Source organism: Plantactinospora sp. CA-294935, assembly GCF_050936445.1.
In the GTDB taxonomy this organism is placed as follows: Bacteria; Actinomycetota; Actinomycetes; order Mycobacteriales; family Micromonosporaceae; genus Plantactinospora.
This window is the reverse complement of sequence record NZ_JBNJMU010000001.1, coordinates 1,823,279-1,848,011: the sequence shown is the minus strand read 5'-3', so window position 1 is coordinate 1,848,011 and position 24,733 is coordinate 1,823,279. Positions and strand designations below refer to the sequence as shown.

At 70.2% G+C, this 24,733-nt stretch carries 22 protein-coding genes, 1 tRNA gene and 1 riboswitch; of the genes, 8 read left to right on the top strand and 15 right to left on the bottom strand.

Annotated features, from left to right (window positions below; genetic code table 11):
* The first annotated feature begins 182 nt into the window (after positions 1-182).
* Positions 183-323, top strand: a riboswitch (cyclic di-AMP (ydaO/yuaA leader).
* Between the two features lie 12 nt (positions 324-335).
* Positions 336-1,376: an NlpC/P60 family protein gene (locus ACQEVC_RS08325; protein WP_432874757.1), complete on the top strand. Its 1,041-nt coding sequence runs from the start codon at positions 336-338 to the stop codon at positions 1,374-1,376.
* A gap of 147 nt (positions 1,377-1,523) precedes the next feature.
* On the opposite strand, the gene dcd is transcribed toward ACQEVC_RS08325, so the two are convergent.
* Positions 1,524-2,102 (bottom strand): dCTP deaminase, encoded by a 579-nt coding sequence (dcd, locus tag ACQEVC_RS08320; RefSeq protein ID WP_346261027.1) that lies wholly within the window; start codon positions 2,100-2,102, stop codon positions 1,524-1,526.
* Positions 2,103-2,202: 100 nt separating this feature from the next.
* On the opposite strand from dcd, the gene ACQEVC_RS08315 reads away from it, so the two are divergent.
* Positions 2,203-2,775 (top strand): pyridoxamine 5'-phosphate oxidase family protein, encoded by a 573-nt coding sequence (locus ACQEVC_RS08315; RefSeq protein ID WP_432874755.1) that lies wholly within the window; start codon positions 2,203-2,205, stop codon positions 2,773-2,775.
* 1 nt (position 2,776) lies between these two features.
* On the opposite strand, the gene ACQEVC_RS08310 is transcribed toward ACQEVC_RS08315, so the two are convergent.
* Positions 2,777-3,724 (bottom strand): zinc metalloprotease, encoded by a 948-nt coding sequence (locus tag ACQEVC_RS08310; protein WP_432874752.1) that lies wholly within the window; start codon positions 3,722-3,724, stop codon positions 2,777-2,779.
* A gap of 252 nt (positions 3,725-3,976) precedes the next feature.
* On the opposite strand from ACQEVC_RS08310, the gene ACQEVC_RS08305 reads away from it, so the two are divergent.
* Positions 3,977-4,050: transfer RNA gene (locus ACQEVC_RS08305), tRNA-Gly, on the top strand.
* 107 nt (positions 4,051-4,157) lie between these two features.
* Here ACQEVC_RS08305 and ACQEVC_RS08300 read toward each other — a convergent pair.
* The 4 genes from ACQEVC_RS08300 to ACQEVC_RS08285 all read right to left on the bottom strand — a co-directional run bounded on the left by ACQEVC_RS08300 (position 4,158) and on the right by ACQEVC_RS08285 (position 8,953).
* Positions 4,158-6,602 carry an FtsX-like permease family protein gene (locus ACQEVC_RS08300; RefSeq protein WP_432874750.1) on the bottom strand — a complete coding sequence of 815 codons (2,445 nt, stop codon included), beginning with the start codon at positions 6,600-6,602 and terminating at the stop codon, positions 4,158-4,160.
* Positions 6,603-6,694: 92 nt separating this feature from the next.
* Positions 6,695-7,369 carry an ABC transporter ATP-binding protein gene (locus ACQEVC_RS08295; protein WP_432874747.1) on the bottom strand — a complete coding sequence of 225 codons (675 nt, stop codon included), beginning with the start codon at positions 7,367-7,369 and terminating at the stop codon, positions 6,695-6,697.
* 63 nt (positions 7,370-7,432) lie between these two features.
* Complete coding sequence (locus tag ACQEVC_RS08290; RefSeq protein WP_432874745.1) at positions 7,433-7,801, bottom strand: hypothetical protein; 369 nt, start codon at positions 7,799-7,801, stop codon at positions 7,433-7,435.
* Positions 7,802-8,434: 633 nt separating this feature from the next.
* Positions 8,435-8,953: an AAA family ATPase gene (locus ACQEVC_RS08285; RefSeq protein WP_432874742.1), complete on the bottom strand. Its 519-nt coding sequence runs from the start codon at positions 8,951-8,953 to the stop codon at positions 8,435-8,437.
* 555 nt (positions 8,954-9,508) lie between these two features.
* Between ACQEVC_RS08285 and ACQEVC_RS08280 the strand changes: the two genes are divergently transcribed.
* The 3 genes from ACQEVC_RS08280 to ACQEVC_RS08270 all read left to right on the top strand — a co-directional run bounded on the left by ACQEVC_RS08280 (position 9,509) and on the right by ACQEVC_RS08270 (position 12,650).
* Positions 9,509-11,689: an Hsp70 family protein gene (locus tag ACQEVC_RS08280; RefSeq protein ID WP_432891162.1), complete on the top strand. Its 2,181-nt coding sequence runs from the start codon at positions 9,509-9,511 to the stop codon at positions 11,687-11,689.
* Positions 11,690-11,764: 75 nt separating this feature from the next.
* Positions 11,765-12,157 (top strand): helix-turn-helix domain-containing protein, encoded by a 393-nt coding sequence (locus ACQEVC_RS08275; protein ID WP_432874739.1) that lies wholly within the window; start codon positions 11,765-11,767, stop codon positions 12,155-12,157.
* A gap of 82 nt (positions 12,158-12,239) precedes the next feature.
* Positions 12,240-12,650 (top strand): VOC family protein, encoded by a 411-nt coding sequence (locus tag ACQEVC_RS08270; protein WP_432874736.1) that lies wholly within the window; start codon positions 12,240-12,242, stop codon positions 12,648-12,650.
* 126 nt (positions 12,651-12,776) lie between these two features.
* Here ACQEVC_RS08270 and ACQEVC_RS08265 read toward each other — a convergent pair whose 3' ends face one another.
* Together ACQEVC_RS08265 and bla are read right to left on the bottom strand one after the other, a co-directional pair.
* Positions 12,777-14,069, bottom strand: coding sequence for a D-alanyl-D-alanine carboxypeptidase family protein (locus tag ACQEVC_RS08265; RefSeq protein WP_432874733.1), 1,293 nt, complete (start codon positions 14,067-14,069; stop codon positions 12,777-12,779).
* 203 nt (positions 14,070-14,272) lie between these two features.
* Entirely contained in the window at positions 14,273-15,223 is a 951-nt protein-coding gene (gene bla, locus ACQEVC_RS08260) for a class A beta-lactamase (RefSeq protein WP_432874730.1), read from the bottom strand.
* A 265-nt stretch (positions 15,224-15,488) separates the two neighbouring features.
* Here bla and ACQEVC_RS08255 point away from each other — a divergent pair, with 265 nt between their 5' ends.
* Positions 15,489-15,797: a hypothetical protein gene (locus ACQEVC_RS08255; protein WP_432874727.1), complete on the top strand. Its 309-nt coding sequence runs from the start codon at positions 15,489-15,491 to the stop codon at positions 15,795-15,797.
* 75 nt (positions 15,798-15,872) lie between these two features.
* Here the strand turns inward: ACQEVC_RS08255 and ACQEVC_RS08250 are convergent, their stop codons facing one another.
* The 4 genes from ACQEVC_RS08250 to ACQEVC_RS08235 form a co-directional block, all read right to left on the bottom strand.
* Positions 15,873-16,628, bottom strand: coding sequence for a LytR/AlgR family response regulator transcription factor (locus ACQEVC_RS08250; RefSeq protein ID WP_346263182.1), 756 nt, complete (start codon positions 16,626-16,628; stop codon positions 15,873-15,875).
* Between the two features lie 52 nt (positions 16,629-16,680).
* Positions 16,681-17,859 (bottom strand): sensor histidine kinase, encoded by a 1,179-nt coding sequence (locus ACQEVC_RS08245; protein ID WP_432891159.1) that lies wholly within the window; start codon positions 17,857-17,859, stop codon positions 16,681-16,683.
* 117 nt (positions 17,860-17,976) lie between these two features.
* Entirely contained in the window at positions 17,977-19,488 is a 1,512-nt protein-coding gene (locus ACQEVC_RS08240) for a sugar transferase (RefSeq protein WP_432891156.1), read from the bottom strand.
* Between the two features lie 467 nt (positions 19,489-19,955).
* The gene (locus tag ACQEVC_RS08235) at positions 19,956-20,828 is read right to left on the bottom strand and encodes an Fpg/Nei family DNA glycosylase (protein ID WP_432874724.1); all 873 of its coding nucleotides are present in this window, start codon (positions 20,826-20,828) and stop codon (positions 19,956-19,958) included.
* Positions 20,829-20,912: 84 nt separating this feature from the next.
* Here ACQEVC_RS08235 and ACQEVC_RS08230 point away from each other — a divergent pair, with 84 nt between their 5' ends.
* Positions 20,913-22,085, top strand: coding sequence for a glycosyltransferase family 4 protein (locus ACQEVC_RS08230; protein ID WP_432874721.1), 1,173 nt, complete (start codon positions 20,913-20,915; stop codon positions 22,083-22,085).
* 127 nt (positions 22,086-22,212) lie between these two features.
* On the opposite strand, the gene ACQEVC_RS08225 is transcribed toward ACQEVC_RS08230, so the two are convergent.
* The 3 genes from ACQEVC_RS08225 to ACQEVC_RS08215 are packed head-to-tail and all read right to left on the bottom strand — an operon-like array spanning position 22,213 to position 24,702.
* Complete coding sequence (locus tag ACQEVC_RS08225) at positions 22,213-22,941, bottom strand: CDP-alcohol phosphatidyltransferase family protein (protein WP_432874719.1); 729 nt, start codon at positions 22,939-22,941, stop codon at positions 22,213-22,215.
* Entirely contained in the window at positions 22,916-23,983 is a 1,068-nt protein-coding gene (locus ACQEVC_RS08220) for an iron-containing alcohol dehydrogenase family protein (RefSeq protein ID WP_432874716.1), read from the bottom strand. The genes ACQEVC_RS08225 and ACQEVC_RS08220 overlap by 26 nt, the downstream gene beginning before the upstream one ends.
* Positions 23,971-24,702, bottom strand: coding sequence for a sugar phosphate nucleotidyltransferase (locus ACQEVC_RS08215; protein ID WP_432874713.1), 732 nt, complete (start codon positions 24,700-24,702; stop codon positions 23,971-23,973). The genes ACQEVC_RS08220 and ACQEVC_RS08215 overlap by 13 nt, the downstream gene beginning before the upstream one ends.
* Between the last annotated feature and the right edge of the window lie 31 nt (positions 24,703-24,733).

Genomic DNA, 24,733 nt, shown 5'->3' with positions numbered 1-24,733 from the left:
CGCTATGCAGAAAACTTTCACCGACACGCAGCGTGTTCGGCGTGTCCCAGTGGCTCCCACCGTCAGCGACTGGTCCGATACCTAACGAATCGACTCAGATCACGGGGTTGCGTTTGGATAACACCCTTCTCTAGTGTTGGGGACCGTCGAGCCGACGGCAGGCCGCCTAGCCGGGCGGCGACGTCTCGACACCGCCGAATCGTCACACTCAGCGAACCGGGGACCCGAGCTTCATGGGGTGAATCCGCGTCTCACGCGGTAGGGCGACAATCTTCCCGCCCGAACCCGTCAGCTAACCCGGTAGGCGGGCTACGGAAGAAGGAGTACGGACCCCGGTGGCTCCCCCTGCCCCGTCGCGGTCGCCATCCCTCCGGTCGGCATCCACCGACGCCGGGAACGCGAAACCGCGCACTCGAAGGTCCATTCTCGCCATCGCGCTCACCGCACTGGCCAGCGCCGCGGTGTTGCTCACCGGCACGACGCCGACGCTCGCCGAACCGTCGGTGGCCGAGATCGAGCAGCAGATCGACACCGCCTGGCGCAAGCTGGAGCCGGTCGTCGAGAAGCACAACGCCACCCGGCAGGACCTGGCCGCGAAGAAGAAGCAGGCCGCCGCCCTGCAGAAGAAGATCGCCCCGCTCCAGTCGCAGATCGACGCCGCGATGAACCGGGTGAGCGACTTCGCGGTGCAGGCGTACAAGGGTGACAAGGCATCGGCGGTCAACGCCCTGCTCACCTCCAAGTCGCCGACCGCGCTGGTCGGCCAGCTCTCGGTGCTCGACCAGTTCGCGCGGCAGCAGCAGCGCGAGGTGCAGGCGGTCGTCGACCTCAAGGACAAGTACGCCTCCCAGAAGGCTCCGCTGGACCGGCTGGTCAGCCAGTTGACCAAAACCGAGAAAGAGCTGGCGGCGAAGAAGAAGGAGATCGACGCCGAGGTCGAGCGGTTGCAGAAGCTGCGGATCCAGGCGTACGGGAACGGCTCGGCCGGCCCGCTGCGGCCCGCACCCTGCCCGGCCACCTACCCCGGAGGTGCGGCCGGCAAGGCGGTCAAGTTCGCCTGTGCCCAGATCGGCAAGCCGTACAAGTGGGGTGCCGAAGGCCCCGGCTCGTACGACTGCTCCGGCCTGACCCTGGCGGCCTGGAACCAGGGCGGCGTGTCGCTGCCGCACAACGCCCGGGCGCAGCGCGGCCAGACGGCCAGCATCAGCCGCTCCGCGCTACGCCCCGGTGACCTGGTCTTCTACTATGCCGACCTCAGCCACGTCGGCATGTACGTCGGCGACGGCTGGATCGTGCACGCCTCCCGGGCCGGCGAACCGATCAAGATGAAGCGGATGGACGACGGCGAGATCCACAGCTTCGGTAGACCCGGCTGACGCATCCCGGAGCGAGTCAATGGCAGAACCCCCGTCGCGCAGGTGCGGCGGGGGTTCTGCCATTCGGTTCTGTTCGCCTTCCCGGCTCCCCGTCGGGCCCGGTCCGGGCCGTTTGGTGCCGGCGCGCTGCTTCTGACGCCGGCAGCCTCAGCGGGTGGGCCAGGTGCGCCAGTTCTGCCAGGAGCGGCTCGGGGTGGGGCCGCGCTGCCCCTGGTAACGCGAGCCGTAGACGGCCGACCCGTACGGGTGGGCGGACGGCGACGAGAGCCGGAAGATGCAGAGCTGGCCGATCTTCATCCCGGGCCAGAGCCGGATCGGCAGGTTGGCCACGTTCGACAGCTCCAGCGTGACGTGGCCGGAGAACCCGGGGTCGATGAAGCCCGCGGTCGAGTGGGTGAGCAGGCCGAGCCGGCCCAGACTCGATTTCCCTTCGAGTCTTCCCGCCAACTGGTCGCCGAGGGAGATCACCTCCAGCGTGGAGGCGAGCACGAACTCACCCGGGTGCAGCACGAACGGTTCGCCGTCCGGCACGTCGACCAGCGAGGTCAGGTCGTCCTGCTGCACCGCCGGGTCGATGTGCGTGTAGAGGTGGTTGTTGAAGACCCGGAAGAGCCGGTCCAGCCGTACGTCGATGCTCGACGGCTGCACCAGCGCGGGCTCGAACGGCTCAAGCGCGAGCGTGCCCGCCTTGATCTCGATCACTAGGTCGTGGTCGGAGAGCAGCACCGGATCACCTTAGCGAGTCGCGCGAAGTCGACGGGCCGCGACCTCGCCGATGGGTGGGATCGGGGTAGGTGATCGAACATGTGTTCGATAGAATGTACCCATGGCATCCTGGTCCGAATTCGCCTCTGACGAGCCCCGACTCGCCGACGCGATCCGCGTCCTCATCCAGCAGTACGGCCCGGGTCTCGGCTACCTGGCGACCGTGCGCGCCGACGGTGGGCCGCGCGTGCACCCGGTGTCCCCGGTCATCACCGACGAGGGACTCTTCTGTTTCGTCGTCGACTCTCCGAAGCGGCGCGACCTCGAACGGGACGGGCGCTACGCGCTGCACTCGTTCCCTCCCGAGGACAGCGACGACGAGGCGTACGTCGCCGGCCGGGCCCGGCCGGTGACCGACCAGGCGCGGGTGGACCAGCTCGCCGGCAACCTGCGGGCCGCACCGCAGGTCGACTGGCGGCTCTTCGAGTTCACCGTCGACGTGGCGATGGTTGCCCGGCACGGCAGCAACGGCGCCACGCCGCTCGCCGCCGGAGATCGGTCCGAGCGTCCCGCCGTGCAGGTCTGGCTCGACCCGGCCGGCGCGATCGGCGCTCCCGAGGGCAGTGCCGCCGCCGGGCCGAAGCGGCGCGGCCGCCGCCGGGCCGTCGAAGAGGCGCCGGTCCCGGCGTCCTGACCTACGGCTCGCGGAACGCCTTCCAGGCCCTGAGCATCCGGAGCGCCTGCCCATAGGTGAACTCGTACATGCAGGCGTCGACCGAGTAGTCCATGAAGTTGTGGATCGGGTCGAGGCCCGGCCTCGTCGCGCAGGTGTCCCGTCGCTCCGGGCAGCCGAAGCCCGGCTCCGCCTCGGCGGGCGTGTCCAAGACGTGGTCGCCTCGACCCGCGCAACCCTCCTGGAACGTGTGGTAGAGGTTCAGCCAGTGTCCGACCTCGTGGGTCGCCGTGTCACCCGCGTTGTACGGCGCCGCCCGGCCGCCGGGCAGCGACTCGGCGAGCACCACCACCCCGTCGTACGGGTCGAACTCGCGCTTCGGGAAGGTCGCCCAGCCGAGCAGTTCGTCGGCCAGTAGTCCGGTGTAGACGTTCAGGGTGTGCTTGCCGCCGACCCGCAGCGCACGCTTCATCTGCGCCTCCGCCGGGCTCTCCGGCACAATCGGATACCAGGCCGGGTTCACCACCCGGTTCACCTTCCTCAGCCTGAAGTGGAACGGCGTCCAGGCCCCGCCGGTACGCCCGCCGAACGAGTCGTTCAACACCTTCAGTTGGGCGTTGATCAGTGAGAGTGGGATGTCCCCGTCGGCCCGGGTCCGCCGCTCGCTGATCACGTGGAACACCACGTTGACGGTAATCCTGAGCCTCCTCGATACACCGAGCGGCGCCACCCCGACCCGTTGCGCGTACGCCGATTCGACCGCACGCTCCAGTTCGGCGGCCTCGGTCGGAGTCAGCTCGTTCGGCTCGGTGGTGTGCGGCGCTCCGGGCCGCGCTTTCCCGTGCGGATGAACCTCGGTCGTCTCGGCGCAGCCCGGTCCGCCGGACCCTCCGGCCGAGCCCGAGGGTGCCGCCACCACCGGACCGGGGCCGAGCAGCAGGACGAGAAAGATGCTCGCCATGCCGGTCATGCCGGAACGCGACGACGGTCGCAGTCCACGAAACGCCATTGCCAACACCCTTTGCATCCGGAGAGTGGCCCTGTAGTGACGCAGAGCCATAGTTGCAGGTGGGGCGGACGTTACTCGTCGTGGCCGTAGTTGCAAACGAGGTGGCACGGCGTGGTTCGCGACCAGTCCGAGCGAGTGACAGAGCCCTGGCAGCCGTACGCGGGGGAGGGTGAGTGCATGATCGGACCCGACCAGGTACAGTGGGGTCCGCTCGCGGGTGTAGTTCAATGGCAGAACATCAGCTTCCCAAGCTGACAGTGCGGGTTCGATTCCCGTCACCCGCTCCACGTGCGGAAGCCCTGGCCAGTACCAATGTCCCGCCAGGGCTTCCGCGTTGCTAGCTAGGAGAGTTGAAACAGGGGTTGGGGCATCCAGCTTCTGTGGATCTCGCTGGTCACGCCGTCACGCTGTCCGCAGCGGTGAGCCGGCGGGTGGCCAGCGCCGTTGCGACGGCGATCGATGAGTAGACAGCGGCGGTCAGGAGCGCCAGTTGTTCCCACGGGATGCTGAGGGCAAAGCCGGGAATCCGCCAGGCCGCCAGCAGTGCGGCGGGGAGGCCGATCAGTAGCCCGATCGCGGTCGCCAGGACGGTCAGGACGAGGTGTTGGCGGATGACGATTGTTCGGGCCCAGCGGGTGGACAAGCCGAGCGCGATGAGGTGTCCGAGGTGCTGCCGGAGGCTGCGGATCTGGGTCTGGGTCAGGGTCTGGGTCAGGGCGATCGCGAGGATCACTACGCCGACTGCGGTGAGGTTGAGCGCGATCGGTGGGATTGGTGCGGGTGGTGGCCGATGGATTCGTGCGGTGCGTGGATCCATTCCGGCGGCGGTGACCGCAGCCTGTGCCGCCTCCGCGTCGGCGCTGCTGATGTCGGTGAAGATGAGGGTGCCGGCGGTGCTGGGGAGGTGGTGCTGGCGGGCGGTCGCGGTCAGGACGAGGCCGGTGGTGCCTACATTCCATGCCGCCTCGGTTACCTGGAACGCCTCGGCCGGGATGCTGGCCAGTACGCCGCTGACCGTATCGGTCCGCTGGTGGCGAAGGTCGACGGTGGTGCCGATCGGGGTGCGGTGATCCCAGAAGAGGATTCCGCCGCGGGCCAGCAGCGCCCGCTGCCTGTCGTTCAGTTTTGTCTGGAGGAGCCGGTCGGCGTCGGCGGCCGAGTCCACGGCCAGCACGAGTCCGAAGGCTTCTCCGGCAATGATGTGGGTCACCGTTGTGCCGTCTATGGTGGCGAGGAAGTGAATGGTGACCGGTGTCTGATCGCGTAGCGAGGGTACGGTCTGCGCCGCCTTGAGCGCCGCCGGTGGTGCCGGTTGAACGTCCGTGTCGTTGTCGGCGATCTGGACCTGGCCAGGCAGCACATCTGGGTAGACCTGTGTTCCGGCGGTGCGGATCATCGTGTCCAGCAGTGCCACGAAGCCGGTGGACAACCCCAGCAGCATCGCGATGGCGGCGATGAGCATGGTGACCCGACTGGTGTCTGCCAGCAGTTGCCGTTTGCTGAGTCGGGCACGCAGGTTCGTCTCGGGCAATCGGCGAAGGAGCGCTGGAACTACATCTGGCAGCATCAGCAGTACTGCGGCCGCCACGATGCCGGCGGCCTGCATGGCCTTGGCGGGGGAGTCAAGGCCGGGGAGGCGCGTCAGCGCCACACCGACCGCGAGTGTCGCCAGTAGGTGGCGTGCATGTCGCACTAGGTCGTCACGCCGCGTCGGTGGTGCTTGCCCAGCGGTCGGCTCCGACTTACTCGCCGGATCGGTCCGGGCGGCTCTGGCGCGGGCGCTCAGCAGGGTGCCGAAGGCGCAGCCGGCAACGACAATGGTGATGGTCCGCGCAAGGGGGCCGACGGCGGTGGGTATCGGCCCGGTTGGCTGTGCCAGCACCTCGGCCGTGATTCGGGCGGCCACCACGCCCAGAGCCAGACCGACGATGTGTCCCGCCACCGCCGCGGTCAGGCACCAGGCAGCCTGGGCGAGGCCGACACCGCCGACCGCGATTCGGCGGGGCACGCCCACCGATAGCATCCGATGTACCGACCGCGCGACGTGACGCCGGGTCAGGGCGAACGCGGCAAGTGTGGCCAGCAGCGGCAGGGCCAGCGACGGAATCGTGTATCCGGCTGGTGATCGGTCGATCCATGAGGGACGTGTCTGAGACAGAATCGATTGTTGACTGGTATATGTCTCTTGCACCCGGCCAACAAGATCCTCTGCCGCAGGGTCGTTCGACGCCGCTCGCAGCGCCTCCGCGATGGCGGCGATGACTCCGGGCACGTCGGTGCCGTCCCAGTAGACGACAGGCTGGGCGCGAAGGCGGGTGTTCAGGGAGGCAAGGTCAGGATCCATGCCGGCCCAGGTACCGGGCCCGGCGAAGACCTCCACGTTACCCGTGAAGAGATCGTCGACCGTGCCGACAACGGTGAGTTCGACGCGGCCGCCGTACAGGCTGAAATGGTCCGGGATGGCGCCTGTCGCCGCGTCGGGGTTGACGACGATCGCTTCACCCGGCTGTTCGGGCCAGCGCCCGGACAGCATCCGATATTTCCCCGGAAACGGGTCCTGTGCCCAGTCCATCTCGATCAACCTGAGCGAGCCGTGCGCCACCGCCGGGACGGCGAGATCCGTCGAAATTAGGGCGACGTTGGACTGTCGGTCCGACGTGCTCGGCATGGCAGTTGCCAGCGACTCCCGGATTGTGCTGCCGGGAGCCACGTCTCCGGCTCCGAATCCGGCGAAGGCGCTGTAGCGCCCCATATCCCGCTGGGCGACCTGCTCCGGGGTCAATGATTGACCGATCAGTGCGACGTACAGCCCGGTCAGCAGAACCGCGGCCACGAACACCGGAACGACACTGACCCGTAGCCGGCGGGAACGTGCGAACCGGCGCGCGAAGGTGAGGACCAGCCGTCCTGATCCAGCCGGCGGCTCTACGCTCACGACGCGTCCCGCAGGGATCCGTCGACCATTTCGTGTACGGTGTCGGCGTACCTCCGGCAAAGCGGATCATGCGAAAAGACGAGTGCCAAGGTTCCGGCGGAGCAGAGTTCGGCAATGAGTTCGAACAGATCGGCTGATGCCTTGCTGTCCAGGGAGCCGGTTGGTTCGTCCGCGATGATGATCCGTCGGCCGCCAGCGAGTGCGCGTGCGATCCCGACCCGCTGCCGTTGGCCGCCGCTGAGCTGCCCGGGCCAGCGTTTGCCGAGATCGGACAGACCTACCCTGGCCAGCAGTTGATCGGCTTGCTGCAGGGCCGCGGCGGTGGTCGTGCCGCTGGCCTCGAGCGGAAGAGCGACGTTCTCCGTCGCCGTGAACTCCTCAATGAGAGCATGATCTTGGAAGACCACGCCGATGGTGCGCAGGCGGAGATTCGCCCGTGCGGTCTCGTTCATACGCACGACGTCAACACCGTCGATCTGGATCTCGCCCGTATCGGCGAGATCCAGACCGACGATGAGATTGAGTAGCGTGGACTTGCCGGAGCCGCTGGGGCCGTGGATGCACACGAACTCGCCGGCTGTGGCCGTCAGGCTCACATCGCGGACAGCCCAGACCTCCTCGGCCGCTGTCTTGTACGACTTGCTGACATCGCGCAGCTCCAACAAAGACATCTCACCACTCACCGGTTGCGGAAATCAGAGCTCGGCCGTTACTGGGTTAAGGCTACAGCTTGGTCAGCAACCGCTCGTAGTGCGCCACGAGCTGACTAGGTCAGAGTTCAAAGGAGAGACGTTGTTGTCGTTGGAGTTCCGTGCCATTGTTTGTTTATAGCCGCCGCCGTTTGCGTCTTCGGCCATGCAGCCGGTGTGGCTCGCGGAGCGATTGGCCCAGGAGTCCATCTCGTCATTCTTATCGCCCGTAAAGTTCAGGTAGTTCGACTCACCGTGTGGGCGACTGTAGAGCATCCAGAGGTAGTCGTTGTTCCCCCAGGAGCACATCCTGTCCGTTGCGCAATCGCTCAAGGCGGCGCTTGCTGGTCCGACTGCGGCCACCATGCCGGATGCGGCGAGAATCCCCGCAATGGCTAGCGCTTTCAGGTTCATTGTTCCTCCCGTAAGTCAATGAATCCATGAGCATCTCACCGGGCAGGCTGATCTCTACCCCCTTCGATTCCTTTCGGTGCGCGCGACACGACGACGCTATCGTAAACCGCCCAGATAGACGAGTGTCGATGTCAGACGGATCGGAACGTTGACTGGACGGTCGCGGCAGTGCCGATCGAGCCTAGCCGGCAACCGGAGATCCAGTTGACGTCTGAACGTTCCTTCAAGCGGATGGCCTGCCATTTACAAGATCTTTGCCTCGGTAGTGACGAGGGGCGACTTTGGCCGCCCGGCGACGGAGCGTAGCCGAGCAACGGACGGCGGTCCGGGCCATCCACGGGCCATAAGCCGGTGTAACGCCAGGCCAAGCCAGGCCGGCCCAGACCGTCTCGACCAGGCGAAACGGCGTACCGGGACCCGTTCCGGTCCAATTTCCAAGCTGACGGTGCGGGTTCGATTCCCGTCACCCCCTCAGACAACGAAGGCCCAGGTCAGAGAACATTTCCTGACGCTGGGCCTTCGGCGTATCTGATGTCTATCTCGGTGTCGTGCCCCTCCGGTTCGCCGTGCCCTTCCGCGCCCTCCGTCGTGTCGCCGGCCGGATCGGCGGGCGCCTGGCGGGTGGGGCGGGGCTCAACTCGTGACGGCCTTTGCGATCTGCAGGGCGGCCTGGGGGGGCGTGAGGTGCGTGGTGTCGATGACCTCGGCCTCGTCGCGTAGCCACGTGCGAGCCGCCTCCGCGTAGGGCTCGAGGTATTTGAGGCGGAACGGGGAGGGGATGGGGTGTTCCCCCGCGATACGCCGGCGGAGGGTGTCTTGGTCGGCGTGGAGGACGAAGTGCCTTACCGGGATGGCATGGTGGGCGAGGCCCGTGCTGATCTCGCGCCAGTACTGCTCGACCAGGACAGTCATGGGCATCACCAGAGTGCCGCCGGTGTAGTCGAGTACGCGGCGGGCGGTCTCGACGACGAGTTGCCGCCACGGCGGCCAGTGCTGGAAGTTGTCCGTCGCAGGTAGCCCCGGCGTGATGTCCATGAGTGTCTCGCCGACCTTCTCGGCGTCGAACACCCGCGAGTCCGGGATCAGTTGCTGCACGAGTGCACTGGTCGTCGTCTTACCTGCGCCGTGGGTGCCGTTGAGCCACACGATCATGGGACCGACGCTACATGTAGCGCGTCGCCCGGGAGGTCGACGTTCGGTCCGGAGCCATTCGGTTCCAACGACCGTGACCAGGTTCAGTTACCAGGGCTCGACTCAAAGCGCCGGAGGCCTCGCGGGCATGATCCCGTCACCCGCCCGAAGTGCCCCGCTCCCCGGCCGACCTTGAGGACCTCATGGCCCGGATCGAGCGACACGAACAGAAAGAGCAGAACTCCCAACAGCCTCCGGCTGCGACCACCAGCCTGCCGTACCAGCCCTCGCCGCATGATCCCAGAAGAAACCTACGGCTCGGACCACTTCGATACTCAGATGATCAGCGACGGGCTGCAGACCCTTCACGCTCGGGTCGACTCCAGCCCCGAACCCCCGCTCAACTTCGAAGAGCCGTCATCTCGCGCGTGGGTCTCGGAACCCTGGCTGAGGTTCGAGGTGGCGGCGGTGTGCGGTGGGATCGCCGGGCTCGGGCGTGGGGCCGGCGCCACGAGCGCAACCCCATGCGCGCAGCCCAGGGACGTTGAAACCCTGCCATAGGGTGATCACGTGGCGATGGGTGGATACCGACTCGGTGTCGATTTCGGTACGTCTTCGACGGTGGCGGTGCTGTCCGGTCCGGACGGGCGGGCGAAGCCGTTGCTGTTCGACGCGTCGCCGCTGCTGTCGTCCGGGGTGTTCGCCGGACCGGGCGACGCGCCACTCCTGACCGGGGCGGATGCCGAACGTGCCGCGCTGACCGACCCGGCCGGTTTCGAGGCCAACCCGAAACGGCGGATCGACGATCGCGTGATCTGGCTCGCCGAACGGGAGGTCGCCGTCACCGACGCGATCGCCACCGTGCTGGCCCGGGTCAGCACCGAGGCGGAACGGGTCGCGGGCAGGCCACCGGACACCGTGGTGCTCACGCATCCGGCTGGGTGGAGCCGCACCCGACTCCGCATTCTGGCCGCCGCCGCGGAGCAGGCACAACTCGGCGAATGCACCTTCATCGCCGAACCCGCCGCCGCGGCGGCGTACTTCGCCGATGTCCTCGGCAACGAGCTGCCGGTCGGGCGCTGCCTCCTCGTCTACGACCTCGGCGCCGGCACCTGCGACGTCAGCGTGGTACGCCGCACCGAGGGCGGGCTGGAGGTGGTCGCCACCGCCGGGCTGGACGACGTCGGTGGCTTGGACCTCGACGCCGCCATCGTCGCCCACGCCCGCTCGCTGACCACTACCGACACCGACGCGTGGCGGCCGTTGAACTGGCCCCATACCCCCGCCGACCAACGCGCCCGCCAGATCCTGTGGCGCAATGCCCGTGCCGCCAAGGAACAACTGTCCCGCCACACCACCGCCGACCTGCACATCCCCCTCGTCGACACCGTCATCCACCTCACCCGCGACGAATTCCTGGTCGGCGGCTCCTCCCGCGTACCGCTGGTCGCCACACTCCTGCACCGCACCCTCCGCATCGCACCCACCGCCCTGGACCACCCCGAACTCGTCGTCGCCGAAGGCGCCCTCCACATGCCGAACGGCGTGGCACCCCCGGCTGACACCCCAACCACCGGCAACGCCCGACGGTTCGACCGGTCGACGCCGATCGACATCACCCCTGGTGATGGGAAGACCCGGGACGACACCACTGACACCGGCGCAGTCCACTGGCCGCACCGGCGGCTTCGAGTTCCCCGCGACCGAGTCATCGTCGCAGGCGCCGCCGCCCTGGTACTGGTGATCGTCGTCGGGTTGTGGACCTTCCTGGCAACCGAGCGGACGGACCGGGCCGGCGGTCCGCGGCAGGGCACCGCCACACCCAAGGACCAGAGTTCACCGCTGGCGACCCCCACCCCCACCACCACGCCAACGGGCCAGGCTTCATCACAGACGACCAGCCACACCAACAATGTCAACAGTGTGGCGTTCAGCCCCGACGGTAGAAAGCTCGCCTCCGGCAGCTTGGACAACACCGTCCGACTGTGGGAGTTGCCCACCCACGACACCAGCGCCGTCCTCATCGGCCATACCAACTACGTCCACAGTGTGGCGTTCAGCCCCGACGGAAAGACGCTCGCCTCCGGCAGCTTCGACGACACCGTACGGCTGTGGGACGTAGCCACCCGCAAGACCATCGCCACCCTCACCGACCACACCGACTGGGTCCTCGGCGTGGCGTTCAGCCCCGACGGTAGAACCCTCGCCACCGCGAGCCGGGACGAGACCGTACGGCTGTGGAACGTCGCGACCCGCAAGACCATCGCGGTCCTCACCGGCCATACCGACAACGTCAACAGTGTGGCGTTCAGCCCTGACGGCAAGACCCTTGCCACCGCCAGCGAGGACGAGACCGTGTGGCTGTGGGACGTTCCCACCCGCTCGACCATCGCCACCCTCACCGGCCACACCGACTGGATCAACAGGGTGGTGTTCAGCCCCGACGGCAAGACCTTCGCCACCGCCGGCGATGACGGAACCGTACGGCTGTGGAACGTCGCCACCCGCAGGACCATCGTCACCCTCAGAAGTCCGGCCGGCTTCAAAGACGTCGCGTTCAGCCCCGACGGAAAGACGCTCGCCACCGCCGGCGATGACGGAACCGTACGGCTGTGGAACGTCGCCACCCGCAAGACGGCCGCCACCTACCGGGGCCACATCGACAACGTCCTCAGCGTGGCGTTCAGCCCCGACGGCCGAACCCTCGCCAGCGGCGGCATTGACGAGACGGTCCGGACGTGGAAGGTCGGCACCTGACCCTGCTCCGGCTTACCCGGGGGCAGTTGCCCGTAGCGCCGGGAGCGCACCGGGCGGGCGTGGTGTGACGGTGCGGTGAGTCGCGCCGTGGAAGAGTCCAACCGCCGGATGCTCAGGGCACGGGACGCGATGGACCGGGCGTACGCGCAACCGCTGGACGTACCGGCGCTGGCCCGGATCGCGCACGTGTCGGAGGCGCACTTCACGCGTACCTTCCGAGCGACGTTCGGCGAGACGCCGCACCGCTATCTCCAGCGGCGTCGGGTCGAGCGGGCGATGTTCCTGCTCCGGGAGACCGACCGCAGTGTGACCGACATCTGCTTCGGTGTCGGCTTCGGCAGCCCGGGGACCTTCAGCCGTACCTTCCGCGACATCGTGGGCCGCTCGCCGAGGACGTACCGGAAGGAGGCGGTGGCCGCGAACGTGCCGACCTGCTTCACGATGGCCTGGACGCGTCCGACCGCCTGACCGCGCTGAGCTGCCGAGACACTCCACCGACTGAGCAGTTTTGGATAAGTTTTCGGCCGGCTCGGGCCGTAGCGTGATGGGCATGTTCAACGCCATCACGCAGTCGCAGATCTACGTCCTCGACCAGGACGAGGCCCTTGATTTCTACGTCGGCAAGCTCGGCCTTGAGGTCAACACGGACACCGACCTCGGCTTCATGCGTTGGCTGACCGTCAACGTCCCCGGCGAACCGGAGCGGCAGATCCTGCTGACGACGCCTGGCCCGCCGGCACTGTCCGAGGAGACGGCGCAGCAGGTCCGGGAGCTGGTGACCAAGGGCGCGACGGGCGGCTGGCTGATTTTCAGCACTGACGACTGCCGCAAGACGTACGAGACGCTGCTGGGTCGGGGCGTCGAGTTCACCGAGGAGCCGACCGAGCGCCCGTACGGGATCGACTGTGGCCTGCGTGACCCCTTCGGCAACAGTATCCGGTTCACCCAGCCGAAGTCCTGACCGATCCGAGACTCGTCACCGAACGCGAGGCCCCGGCAGGGACACGAGTCCCGTCCGGGGCCTTCGGCGTGGCAGGTGCAGTCCCGGCCCGGCCAGGGCTGGGGTACGGGGCGACCGCCAGCCCGTTCAGCGGTGGTGGCGGATCCGTTCCCAGTTGCTCGGCGGTTCCAGCCGCGCCCCGCTGTGCAGCGCGCCGGTGACCGGGCCGCCGTCGCCGGCGGTCGCGGTGATCTGGCCGTGTTCGGTCTGCGCCGGCAGCCGGCCCGGTACGGCGGGGATGTGGACGTCCAGGCGTACCGGCATGCCGGGCCAGCCGAGCACGGTCAGGTCCTTCCCGGCGTGGATGGTGGTGCCGGTGCCGAGCGGGCCGGACACGGTGGCGACCTGGTCGCCGCTGCGGACGACCGGGTGCAGCTTGAGGGCGGTGGTGGCGGTGCGGACGAGCGGGCGGGTCGCCTTGAAGACCCGGTCGAGCTGTACCGGCGTGTTCGCGCCGGGCTGGCCGAGGACGGCGCCGACGATGGTGATCTTCCGGCCGCCGACCCTGACGACGGCGGCGAAGACGAGACAGCCACCGGCCTCGTCGGTCGACCCGGTCTTGATCCCCACCACGCCGTCCCGGCCGACCAGCGAGTTGTAGTTCTTCACCTCGCCGGCGACCGGCAGGGTGGCCTTCTTCTGCGCCACGATCTCCGCGAACGCCGGCAGTTCCATCGCCTTGCGGGCCAGGATCACCTGGTCGACGGCGGTGCTCACGGTGCCCGGGTCGAGCCCGGACGGGTCGGTGTAGTGGGTGTCCTTCATGCCGAGCGCGTCGGCGGTGGCGTTCATCTTCGCCACGAACGCCGCGACGCTGCCGGAGTCCCACGCGGCGAGGATCCGGGCCATGTTGTTCGCCGACGGCAGCAGCACCGCCTGGAGGGCCTGCCGTTCGGTGAACACGGCGCCCGCGACGACCGGCACCAGGGACTCGCCCCGGGCCAGCTCCGCCGGGTACGCGCCGGCCTGCGCCGCGCTGACGGTCAGCTTCGGCCCGTGCTCACCCCGGTCGAGCGGGTGCTCGGTCAGGATGACGTACGCCGTCATCACTTTGGTCACGCTGGCGATCGGGACCGGCTCGCCGCCGCCGGACGTGCCGAGCGAGCCGACTCCCTCGACCGAGAGCGCGGCCTGCCCGCTCCTCGGCCACGGCACCACCGGCGCCTTGCCGGGGATCGTCGTCGCCTCCGGCAGGGTACGGGTGACGGCCGCCGCGGGCAGCGGACTGCGCAGCGGCGCGAGCGCGAACAGCGTGGCACCGGCCAGCAGCACGATCAACAGCCCGGCGGCCAGTAGCCAGTGGCTACGCGTACGCCCCCGCTTCGGCGGTGGTGATGGCGGCACAGGTTCGAGCACCTGGGTCGTCGCGGAGTCGAGCATCCTGAAATCTCCCCCGTGGGCGCACCGACCTGCCATACGGCGCGGCCGGTGCACTGATGTCGGCATCGCCGGCGTTGGCGCTCCTGACCGGCCCGGGCGCCACACCCGCGAAGTAGTGCATTGTCGCACCACCGGGCAACGGTCGCGGTACGCCGGCAGCCGGCGAGGAGGCGGTGCCGGGACGCGCTGGCGAGCGGCCGGGGTCAGCTGAGGGTTGCCACGGCGTACGCGGTGGCCTCGGCGATGAGCGCCTGGTCGTACTCGGCGTCCCGGGTGGCCTTGCTGCTCATGATCGAGATGACCAGCGGCGCGGAACCCGGGGGCCAGACGACGCCGATGTCGTTGACCGTGCCGTAGCCGCCGGTCCCGGTCTTGTCGGCCACCGTCCAGTCCTTCGGCACGCCGGCCCGGATACGCCGGGCGCCGACGCTGGTGGCGTTGCGTTCCAGCAGGTCGCGGAGGAAGGCGCGCTTCTCGGGTACGAGGGCGTCGCCCAGCACGATCTTCTGGTAGTCAGTACCGATCGCCCTTGGCGAGGTGGTGTCGCGCGGATCTCCCGGGGTGGCCTGGGTGATCGCCGGCTCGATCCGGTCCATCCGGGTGACCGTGTCACCGAGGCTGCGCGTGTACGCCGTCAACTGGGCCGGCCCGCCGAGATCCCGGAGCAGGAGGTTGCCGGCGGTGCCGTCGCTGTGCCGGACCGCGGCGTCGCACAGTTGCCGGATCGTCATTCCCCTGCCGACGTGCCGCCTGGTGATGACGGCGTTCGCCGTCAGGTCGCGCTCGGCGTACCGGACGACCGTGTCCAGGTGCGACATCGGGTTGCGGGCCAGCACCGCCGCCGCGGCGAGCCCCTTGAACGTCGAGCAGAACGCGAACCGGTCGTCCGCCCGATGCGCGACGACGCTGCCGGTGCCGGTGGCGAGGGCGTACAGCCCGAGCCGGGCGTCGAACTTGCGTTCCAACCGGACCAGGTGTTCGTGGCGTCGCGGTGCTGCGGCGGTGGGGGGCGCGGTGGACGCAGGCGTGGCGGAGGGCGGAGCCGAAGGGCGCGGGGATGCGGTCGTCGTGTCCTTGGCACAGCCGGCCAGCGGCGCGAGCACGACAGCTCCGAGCAGAGCCCGGCGGGTGACGGTCGGACGTGATGGTGGCATTCTTCTCTTCCCCGTTGCTGAGTCGCGCAGCCGGCAGGCCGCCAGCGATCGAGACTATCCGCCGGGTTCACCCGCACGGGGTGGCCCGAGCGCCACCGACACCCACCGCAGGTCGTACGTCGGCAGCGGGCGGCGACCGTCGGGATTGCCCGGGCTGAGTGTGCCGGGGTCAGGGTCGCCCCCGCGCCCCGGCCGCGACGCACGCCGCCGTCTCGGGCGGTACGGCCGGTCCACCACCCCGATCGGCAACCGGCATACTCGCCGGATGCCTGATTTCCTTCCTCCGGAGGCCGTCCGTTTCGAGCTGGTGGACGGCTCCCCCGTGCTGCGGCTGGCGGTCGAGGCACCCGGCCCGGCCCAGGACGACCAGTGGTTGCTGGTCAACCGGTTGACGCTCTGCGTGGTGGACGGGCCGGGCGAGGCCGGCTACCTGGTCGCGCGGCTCGGCCCGGGCGGGGCCGACGCCGCCCCGCCGGGCTGGGACGACGCCGTCGACCGGGCCGCCGGCACCACCGTCGTGTTCGGCGCCGAGCCGCATTCCCCGTCGATCTTCGCCCGCGCCCTCACCGACTAGCGGACGGCTGCGCGGAGATGCCGGTCCGGGAAAGCGCCGGCGATGTCGGGGACGCCGGCACGGCTCCGTCCGTAGTCAGCGGTTCCAGTCCTGCTTGGCGGCCCGGACCAGCTTGTCCTTCAGTTCCCGGGTGTGCCGGCGGCTGACCGGCAGCTCGGTGTCGTCGACCACCACCACGTAGCCCGAGTTGGCGAGCCGGAGTTCGGCGATCAGCCGGAGCTGCACCAGGTAGGACCGGTGGATCCGGACGAACCCGGCGTCGGCCCACCGCTCGGCGAGGGTGGCCAGCGGCACCCGGACCAGGTGTGAGCCGTCGGCGGTGTGCAGCCGGGCGTAGTCGCCCTGCGCCTCGACCCAGCGTACGGCCGAGCGGGGCAGCATCCGGGTGGTGCCGGCCAGCTCGACCGGGATCGTCGGGTCGGGCTCGGCCCGGGCCAGTGCCGCCGGATGGGTGGGTACCACCCGGGAGCCGACCACCCGGCGCAGCGACTCGGCGAGCCGTTCGGCCCGGACCGGCTTGCGTACGTAGTCGGTGGCGCCGAGGTCGAAGGCGTCCACCGCCCCGTCGTCGTAGGCGGTGACGAAGACGATCGCCGGTGGCCGGGCGAACCGGCGGAGTACCCGGGCCAGCTCCATGCCGTCGAGTCCCGGCATCCGGATGTCGAGGAAGACCACGTCGACGTCGGCGTCCCGGAGTACCCGCAGCGCCTCGGTCGCGTCCCCGGCGGTGTGCAGCCGGGACACCCGTGGATCGGCCCGCAGGTGGTACGCCAGCTCGTCGAGCGCGGGTGGCTCGTCGTCGACGGCCAGGACGCGCAGGAAACCGGTCACGGATCAGCCCTCCGGGTCGCCCGCCCGCCCGGGTGTACGTGCGCGCAGGGGGTCACGCGCTCGCCCGGACATGACGGTGGAACTTCGGTATCCGCATGCTCACCTTCGTACCCGATCCCAGGTCGGTCTCGACGACCAGGCCGAACTGGTCCCCGAAGACCGACCGGAGCCGCTCGTCCACGTTGGAGAGACCGACGTGCTGGCCGGAGTCGTCGGCCGGGTCGACGGCGGCCTCGGCGATGCCGGCGGCCAGCACCGCCGGGTCCATCCCGACCCCGTCGTCCTCGACCGTTATGTGGCATTCTGCCCCGGCGTCCCGGGCCTCGATGCTGACCATCCCCACTCCGGGCTTGCGGGACAGCCCGTGCCGGACGGCGTTCTCGACCAGCGGCTGCAGGCAGAGGAACGGCAGGCTGACCGGCAGCACCTCCGGGGCGATCTGCAACTTCACCTGGAGCCGGTCGCCGAACCGGGCCCGCTCGATGGTCAGGTAGCGGTCGATCGAGCGCAGTTCCTCGGCGAGCGTGGTGAACTCGCCGTGCGCCCGGAACGAGTAGCGGGTGAACTCGGCGAACTCCAGGATCAGCTCCCGGGCCCGCTCCGGGTCGGTCCGGACGAACGAGCCGATCGCGGTCAGCGCGTTGTAGATGAAGTGCGGGCTGATCTGGGCCCGCAGGGCGCGTACCTCGGCCCGGGCCAGCCGCTCCCGGGACGAGTCGAGTTCGGCGAGCGCGAGTTGGGCACCGGCCCAGTGCGCGGTCTCCAGGGCGGCCTGCACCAGGCCGGGCGCAGGCTGGTCGTCGGCGATCGCCACCAGCGCCGCGCCGGCCCGGCCGTCGGGACCGGTCAGCGGGGCGATCACCGCTCCCCGGACCGGGCAGTCGACCCGGTCGCAGCGCAGATCCGCCTCGCCGAGCACGGTCGACCGGCGGGTCCTGATGGTGTTGGCGGCGGCGGCGAGGAGTTGCTCGCCGTGGTGGCCGCCGCGCCCGTCGAGGGCCAGCAACCGGTCCCGGTCGGCCAGCGCGAGTCCGGCGGAGCCGACCAGGGTACGCAGGTGGCGCACTGCCTTGGCCGCGCCGGCCGGGGTGAGTCCGGCGCGCAGCGGTTCGGCGGCCAGCCCGGCGGTGTGCAGCACGTCGTAGGTGGCCCGCTGGGTGGCGGTGGCGATGCCCTGCCGGGCCCGGAGTCGGACGACGGCGAAGAGGGCAGCCGCCAGCGCACTGATCATCGCCACCACGGCTACCGCCGTGGACAGGTTGGGCCACCCCACGCAGAGATCCTGACGGTTGGTCGACCGGTTCGCCAAGCCACCGGTCGGGCTGTATCCGGTCGACGAGGGGATGCGCTAGTACGCGCCCTTGCGGGCCAGTACCACTCCGACGGTCCGCCACAGGATGCTCAGGTCGTACGCCAGCGACCAGTTGTCGACGTAGTAGAGGTCCAGCCGGACCGCCTCGTCCCAGGAGAGGTCGGAGCGGCCGGAGACCTGCCACAGCCCGGTGATGCCGGGCCGGACCAGCAGCCGGCGCCGTACGTCGCCGAGGAAGTCGCCGTCGTCGGCCGGGAGCGGGCGGGGGCCGACCAGGGACATCTCGCCCCAGAGCACGTTGATCAACTGGGGCAGCTCGTCGAGCGAGCTGGCCCGGAGGAACCGCCCGGCCGGGAAGACCCGAGGATCTTGCTTGATCTTGAACAGCATGCCGTCGGTCTCGTTCTGGTCGACCAGGCTGGCGAGGCGCTGCTCGGCGTCGACGTACATGGTCCGGAACTTCCAGACCCGGAACGTCCGGCCCTCGTGCCCGACCCGGGGCTGCCGGAAGAAGACCGGCCCGGGGTCGGAGATCCGGATCGCGATCGCGATCGCGACGAAGAGCGGGATCAGCAGCAGCAGCCCCAGCCCGGCGGCGAGCCGGTCGAGCAGGTTCTTGGCCAGCAGCGCCGGGCCGGAGAGCGTCGGCTCCTCGACGTGCAGCAGCGGCAGACCCTCGATCGGCCGGATGTGCACCCGGGGGCCGGCGATGTCGGTGAGCTGCGGCGCCACGATCAGGTCGACGCCGGAGCCCTCCAGCTGCCAGGCCAGCCGGCGCAGCTCGCCCGGCTCGGTGCTGGCCGAGCCGCAGACCGCGATGGTGTCGCCGCCGACCTCGCGGACCAGGGAGAGGACGTCCCGGCCGGCGTAGACCGGGATCGGCGTCTCGATGCCCCGGGCCGCGGCGTAACCGTCGGTGAGGTGGATCGCCACCGGGATCAGCCCGGCGGCCGGGCTGCGGCTGATCGCCGTGTAGACCTCCAACGCCTCCGGCAGGGTGCCGACCAGCACGACCCGCTGCGCGGCCTGGCCGGCACGCCGTCGCACGGTGTGCAGGAGCAGCCGGGCGGTGGAGCGGGCGAACAGGACCAGCAGCAGGGTGCCGAGCAGCGCGGTGCCGACGGTGAGTCGGGACAGGTCGGTCTTGGTGGCGAAGGCGAGGAACGAGACGCTGGCCGCGACCGCGACCCCGGCCCGGGTGACCCGCTTGAACTCGTCGGTGCCGAGCCCCAGGTAGCGGCGGTCGTACGCGCCGTTGCCCCAGAGCAGGATCAACCAGCCGATCGGGAGCAGGACGTACGACACGGTGTGGAACCAGGTGGCGTCATCGTCGTTGATCTGGAAGCCGGCCCGGGCCTGTTCGAACTGCGAGATCGCGAGCCAGCTCGCCAGTACCGCCGCTCCGAAGTCCAGCAGCAGCAGGATCGCGATGTACGGCCGGTGCCAGCGGGACACCCGCCGCCGCGCCCGCGCCCACGCCGAACGGGGTACCCCGTTCGGCTGTGGAGTGGTCGGTGGCTGGATCTCGAAGCTGTCGACGTGACGCAGAGTACTCGGTCGGCCGCTGCCTACCGGGCGCTGGAGGCTTGTCGTCACCTCACCCACGTCCTCCCGCGTGACACGTGCCGCCCATTTGCCGTAAGGGCTCGGGTCGCCCACCGTCTCAGTCTCTCCCATGCAGGCCCCGATCCTCGTTCGGTCCGGAGCGCCGCCTCGCGGCGCGGAGGCCGAACTGTGATCGCCGGGGACACCGACCCGAGGGACGGCACCCCGTCCGCCCCGCCGGCAACGAGAGCCGGGCCGCCCACAGCGGAGTCGCAGACCGGGGTCACTATACCGACGGATAGCGGTGGCGGTAGAGCCCGGCGGTTGCCGGTTTCTTGACCAGTGGGCGTTTTTGACCCGGTGTACGAGCCGGGATCACTTACCGTACAAGCAGAATCGCTCAAGCTACAAGCACGACCGCGCAGCGGCGGACCCCCGGTCACCCGGCGCGGGAGCGGCGTTGTCGCCGGTCAGCGGATCAGCCGGGAGAGCCGGCGGTCGGCGAGCGGCTTGCCGCCGGTCTGACATTTCGGACAGTACTGCAGGCTGGAGTCGGCGAACGACACCTCACGGATCGTGTCGCCACAGACCGGACAGGGCAGCCCGGTCCGGGCGTGCACCCGCAACCCGGCCCGTTTCTCCCCCTTCAGTTCCGCCGCCCGCTGACCCAGCGACCGCGCCACCGCGTCCCCGAGCACCTGCCGGGTCGCCTCGTGCAGCGCCGCCATCTGCTTGTCGGTGAGCCGGTTGGTCAGCGCGAACGGCGACAGCTTCGCCACGTGCAGGATCTCGTCCGAGTACGCGTTGCCGACCCCGGCCAGCACCTCCTGGTCGGTCAGCACGCCCTTCAGCTGGCCCCGTCGGCCGCGCAGCCGCTCGGCAAAGGTGGCGAGGTCGGCGGCGAGCGCGTCCGGCCCGAGCCGGGACACCCCGGGCACCTGGCCCGGATCGGTCACCAGGTACACGGCGAGCTTCTTCTGGGTACCGGCCTCGGTCAGGTCGAAACCGGACCCGTCGTCGAGGCGTACCCGCAGCGCGATCGGGCCCTTGCCGGGCTTGAGCGGCACGGCCGAGTTGAACGCCTCCCGGTAGTGCAGCCAGCCGGCCCGGGCCAGGTGCACCACCAGGTGCACGTCCGGCGCACCGTCGCCGGCCAGCGTCACGTCGAGGAACTTGCCGTGCCGGCCCGCCCCCACGACCTCCCGACCGGCGGCCGCCGACGGCGCCGGGTCGTACGTCTTCAGGGCGCTGATCGCCGCCACCTCGATCCGGTCGACCCGCCGGCCGACCGCCCGCTCGCGCAGGTAGCCGGCGAGCGCCTCCACCTCAGGTAACTCAGGCACGAGATAAACGGTAGCGTTCAATCCCGGCCGCGCGCGGAACGCGCGGACGGGGAAGGACGTGATCATGGAGGAGGGGCGACCGGCGTGCAGGTGATCGTGGCGCACAACCGGTACCGCGAGGCGCAGCCGTCCGGCGAGAACACCATCGTCGACCAGGAGATCACCCAGCTCCGGGCCGCCGGGGTGACCGTCCGTCCCTTCCTACGCAGTTCCGACGAGATCGCGGAGTTCTCGCCGGCCGCCAAGGCGCTGCTGCCGATCTCGCCGATCTACGCGCCAAAGGCGCAGCAGGAGCTGAGCCGACTGATCACCGAGCACCGGCCGGACGTACTGCACCTGCACAACCCGTACCCGCTGCTCTCGCCCTGGGTGGTCCGGACCGCGCACAAGCACGGGGTGCCGGTGGTGCAGACGGTGCACAACTACCGGCAGGTCTGCTCCTCCGGGCTCTATTTCCGGGACGGCAAGATCTGCCAGGACTGCCGGGGCCGGGCGCTGGGCGTGCCGGCGATCGTGCACCGCTGCTACCGGGGCTCCCGGGCGCAGAGCGCGCTGATGGCGACCACCCTGGCCGTACACCGGCCGACCTGGCGCTCCGTGGACCGCTACATCGCGCTCACCTCCGGGATCGCCGCACACCTGCGCGACTACGGCATCCCGGAGGAGCGGATCGTGGTCAAGCCGAACGGCATCCCGGATCCCGGCATCCCGGCGCCGCTCGGCGAGGGCTTCCTGTTCTTCGGCCGGCTCTCCCCGGAGAAGGGGGTCGGGCTGCTGCTCGACGCCTGGCGCCGGCACCCCGACGGCGCGCTCGGCCCGCTGCGCATCGCCGGGGACGGCGAACTGCGCCCGCTGGCGGAGGCGGCCGCCGCCGAGCGTGCCGACGTCGAGTTCCTCGGCCCGCTGGACCGGGCCGGGGTGGCCGCCGCGCTCCGGTCCACCGCCGTGGTGTTGGCCGTGCCGACCTGGCACGACGTGCTGCCCACGGTGGTGATCGAGGCGCTGGCCGCCGGCCGCCCGGTGCTGGGTACCGCGCTCGGCGGCATCCCGTACCTGGTCGGCGCGGACGACCCGGCCGGTGCGGCGGGCTGGCTCGTCCGACCGGAACCGGCCGAGCTGGCCGCGGCGCTGCCCACCGCCCGGGAGGCCGCCGCGACCGTTGCCCCGCTGGCCCGGGCCCGCTACGAACGGACCTTCCACCCCGACGTGGTCACCAAGCAGCTCCTGGACGTCTACGCCGGGCTGGCCCGGCGCTGACCGCCCGGCATGCGGCCGGCGTGCGGCTGCATCCGGCGGCGGTCGGCGTGCGGGCCGTGCCCGAGAGGGGTCGGCCTGCGGGGTCGCACCGGTCGGCCGCCGGTGCGCCCGACGGGTGCGGACGAGGTCAGCGGAGCGAGGCGCGGGCCGAGAAGGCGATGCTGGCCAGCAGGAAGCCGCCGTTGACCACCGTGAACGCGGCGATCAGCCAGGTGGTCCACTCCGGTACGACGGTCAGCACCAGCCCGGCCAGGAAGATCACCGCACCGTAGTCCCGGATCAGCTTCACCAGCCGGACCGGCAGCGAGGTCGAGGTGACCATGCTGGCGGCGTTCGGGCCGGCCGCCATCACCGAGGTGACCAGGTTGACCATCCAGGTGCCGGCGAACGCCGCGACCAGCCAGATCGGTGCCGAGGGCCGCTGCGCCACCGACGTCGCCGACAGTGCGGTGACCAGCGCGATCTGGGCCGCCACGTCGCAGAGCACGTCCACCCGCGCACCCGCCGGGCTGCCCTGGCCGGTGACCCGGGCGAGTTGCCCGTCCGCGCAGTCCAGGGCGTACGCCAACTGCCAGCCGAGCAGCGCGACCAGCCCCACCACCCAGGCCGGTACGTCCCCGGCGGCGACCGGCCCGGCCAGGGTCACCACGGTCACCGACACCGCCAGCCCGAGTACCAGGTTGCCCATGGTCAGCGCGGTGGGCGGCAGCCCCATCCGGTGCGCGGCCAGGGCCAGGGCGGCGCCGATCCGCTGGCTGATCGCCTCGCTGAACAGGCCACCGCCCCGGTTGACCCGGTAGAAGTCGGCGGCGGTGGGCGGGGACACCAGGTCAGCCGAGATGTTCACGGATTGCATCGCCGTAGTTTGCCAGCCGTTCACCGATCGCGGCAGGAGCCAGGTCGAGGTGTTCCAGAATGGTGTATCGATCCGGCCGGGTGCTCGGGGCATAGTGGACGGCGGCGGCGAACTCCTCGTCGGTCAGCCCCAGCTCGGTCGGGGTGGTGGGCAGCCCGTGCCGATGCAGGCAGGAGGCGAGCTGGCCGAACCGTTCCAGGTCGCCGCGCAGGTAGGTGCAGAAGAGCGCGCCGAGCCCGACCTGCTCGCCGTGCGACGCGGCGCCCGGGTTGAGCCGGTCCAGCGCGTGCGAGATCTCGTGGCAGCCGCCGCTGACCGGCCGGGTCGAGCCGCAGATCGAGGAGGCGATCCCGCCCAGGATCAGCGCCTCGGCCAGGGTGGTCAGGAAGGCGTCGTCGGTGATCTTCCCGGGGTGGTTGATCAGGGCCTCGGCACCGGAGCGGGCCAGTGTTACGGCGAGCCCGTCGATCGGTTCCGCGCGTACCCGGTGGGCCAGCTCCCAGTCGGCGACCGCGCTGAGATTGCTCAGCGCGTCCCCGATCCCGGCCTGGGTCTGCCGGTCGGGGCCGTTCTCCACGAAGTCCAGGTCGACCACGATGGCGATCGGGATGTGCACTCCGTAGGAGCCCTTGCCGCCGTCGTGGTCGAGCGAGGCGGTCGGCGAGGCGATCCCGTCGTGCGCCAGGCTGGTCGCCACGGTCACCATCGGGATGCCGTAGCGCGAGGCGGCCCACTTGGCGGTGTCGATGGTCTTGCCGCCGCCGATCCCGACCACCGCGTCGTAGCTGCGGCGGTGCAGGTTCTCGCCGAGTTCCTGGGCGGCGTCCAGGGTGCCGCCGGTCACGGTGAAGACGTCGGCGTTGCCGAGGCCGGGCCGGCACAGCTCGGCGATCCGCTCGCCCTGCCCGGGGCCGACCACCACCGCCACCTCGCCGCCGGCCGAGATCCGCCGGTCGGCGAGCAGCGCGCCGAGGTCCGCGACCGCGCCGCGGCGCACGTCGATCACCAGCGGGGTGTTGACGGTACGGGCTAGTAGTGGCATGCGATCTCCCGGGCTCGGGCCAGGTCCTCGTGGTTGTCGACCTCGACCCAGGGCAGGTCGCCGATGGGTGCCGCCCGCACCTCGCCGCCGCGCTGCGCGAACTCCTGGTAGCCGTCCTCGTAGTAGAGGTCGGGGTCACGCCGCCAGGTCGCCTCCAGCGCGTCGGCCAGCTCACCGGCGACCCGGGACTCGATCACGGTCGCCCCGATGTACTCCCCGTACGCCTGCGCCGGGTCCATCAGCTTGCTGATCCGGACGAGCTGGCCGGAGTCGTCGAAGACCGTCTTCATCTCCTCGTCGGCGAGCTTCTTCACGGTGTCGACCGCGAGCAGGATGCCCGGGCCGCGCCGGGCGAGCAGGGTCCGCTCCACGTCGACCGGGTGCACGGTGTCGCCGTTGACCAGCAGCGCGCCCTGGGCGAAGTGCTCGCGGGCCAGCCAGAGCGAGTACGCGTTGTTCCACTCCTCGGCCCGGTCGTTGTGCACCAGGCTGAGCTTCACGCCGTAGCGGTCCTGGAGAGCGGCCTGCCGGGCCTCGACCGCGCCGGCCGCGTACCCGACCACCACGGTCACGTCGGTCAGCCCGACCTCGGCCAGGTTGCGCAGCGCGATGTCGAGGATCGTGGTCTCGCCGTCGACCGGAATGAGCGCCTTGGGCAGGGTGTCCGTGTACGGCCGCAGCCGGCGACCCGCCCCCGCGGCCAGTACCACACCGATCATTCCGGGTCCTTCCTCGCGACACGTCCAACGC

Bases quoted from the DNA above. Each gene is read 5' to 3' on its own strand.
- ACQEVC_RS08215 (WP_432874713.1), bottom strand. From the start codon at position 24,702: ATGATCGGTGTGGTACTGGCCGCGGGGGCGGGTCGCCGGCTGCGGCCG.
- ACQEVC_RS08225 (WP_432874719.1), bottom strand. From the start codon at position 22,941: ATGCAATCCGTGAACATCTCGGCTGACCTGGTGTCCCCGCCCACCGCC.
- ACQEVC_RS08285 (WP_432874742.1), bottom strand. From the start codon at position 8,953: ATGATCGTGTGGCTCAACGGCACCCACGGCGCAGGTAAGACGACGACC.
- bla (WP_432874730.1), bottom strand. From the start codon at position 15,223: ATGCCACCATCACGTCCGACCGTCACCCGCCGGGCTCTGCTCGGAGCT.
- ACQEVC_RS08265 (WP_432874733.1), bottom strand. From the start codon at position 14,069: ATGCTCGACTCCGCGACGACCCAGGTGCTCGAACCTGTGCCGCCATCA.
- ACQEVC_RS08255 (WP_432874727.1), top strand. From the start codon at position 15,489: ATGCCTGATTTCCTTCCTCCGGAGGCCGTCCGTTTCGAGCTGGTGGAC.
- ACQEVC_RS08280 (WP_432891162.1), top strand. From the start codon at position 9,509: ATGGGTGGATACCGACTCGGTGTCGATTTCGGTACGTCTTCGACGGTG.
- ACQEVC_RS08270 (WP_432874736.1), top strand. From the start codon at position 12,240: ATGTTCAACGCCATCACGCAGTCGCAGATCTACGTCCTCGACCAGGAC.
- ACQEVC_RS08220 (WP_432874716.1), bottom strand. From the start codon at position 23,983: ATGCCACTACTAGCCCGTACCGTCAACACCCCGCTGGTGATCGACGTG.
- ACQEVC_RS08245 (WP_432891159.1), bottom strand. From the start codon at position 17,859: ATGATCAGTGCGCTGGCGGCTGCCCTCTTCGCCGTCGTCCGACTCCGG.
- ACQEVC_RS08310 (WP_432874752.1), bottom strand. From the start codon at position 3,724: ATGACCGGCATGGCGAGCATCTTTCTCGTCCTGCTGCTCGGCCCCGGT.
- ACQEVC_RS08295 (WP_432874747.1), bottom strand. From the start codon at position 7,369: ATGTCTTTGTTGGAGCTGCGCGATGTCAGCAAGTCGTACAAGACAGCG.
- ACQEVC_RS08290 (WP_432874745.1), bottom strand. From the start codon at position 7,801: ATGAACCTGAAAGCGCTAGCCATTGCGGGGATTCTCGCCGCATCCGGC.
- ACQEVC_RS08315 (WP_432874755.1), top strand. From the start codon at position 2,203: ATGGCATCCTGGTCCGAATTCGCCTCTGACGAGCCCCGACTCGCCGAC.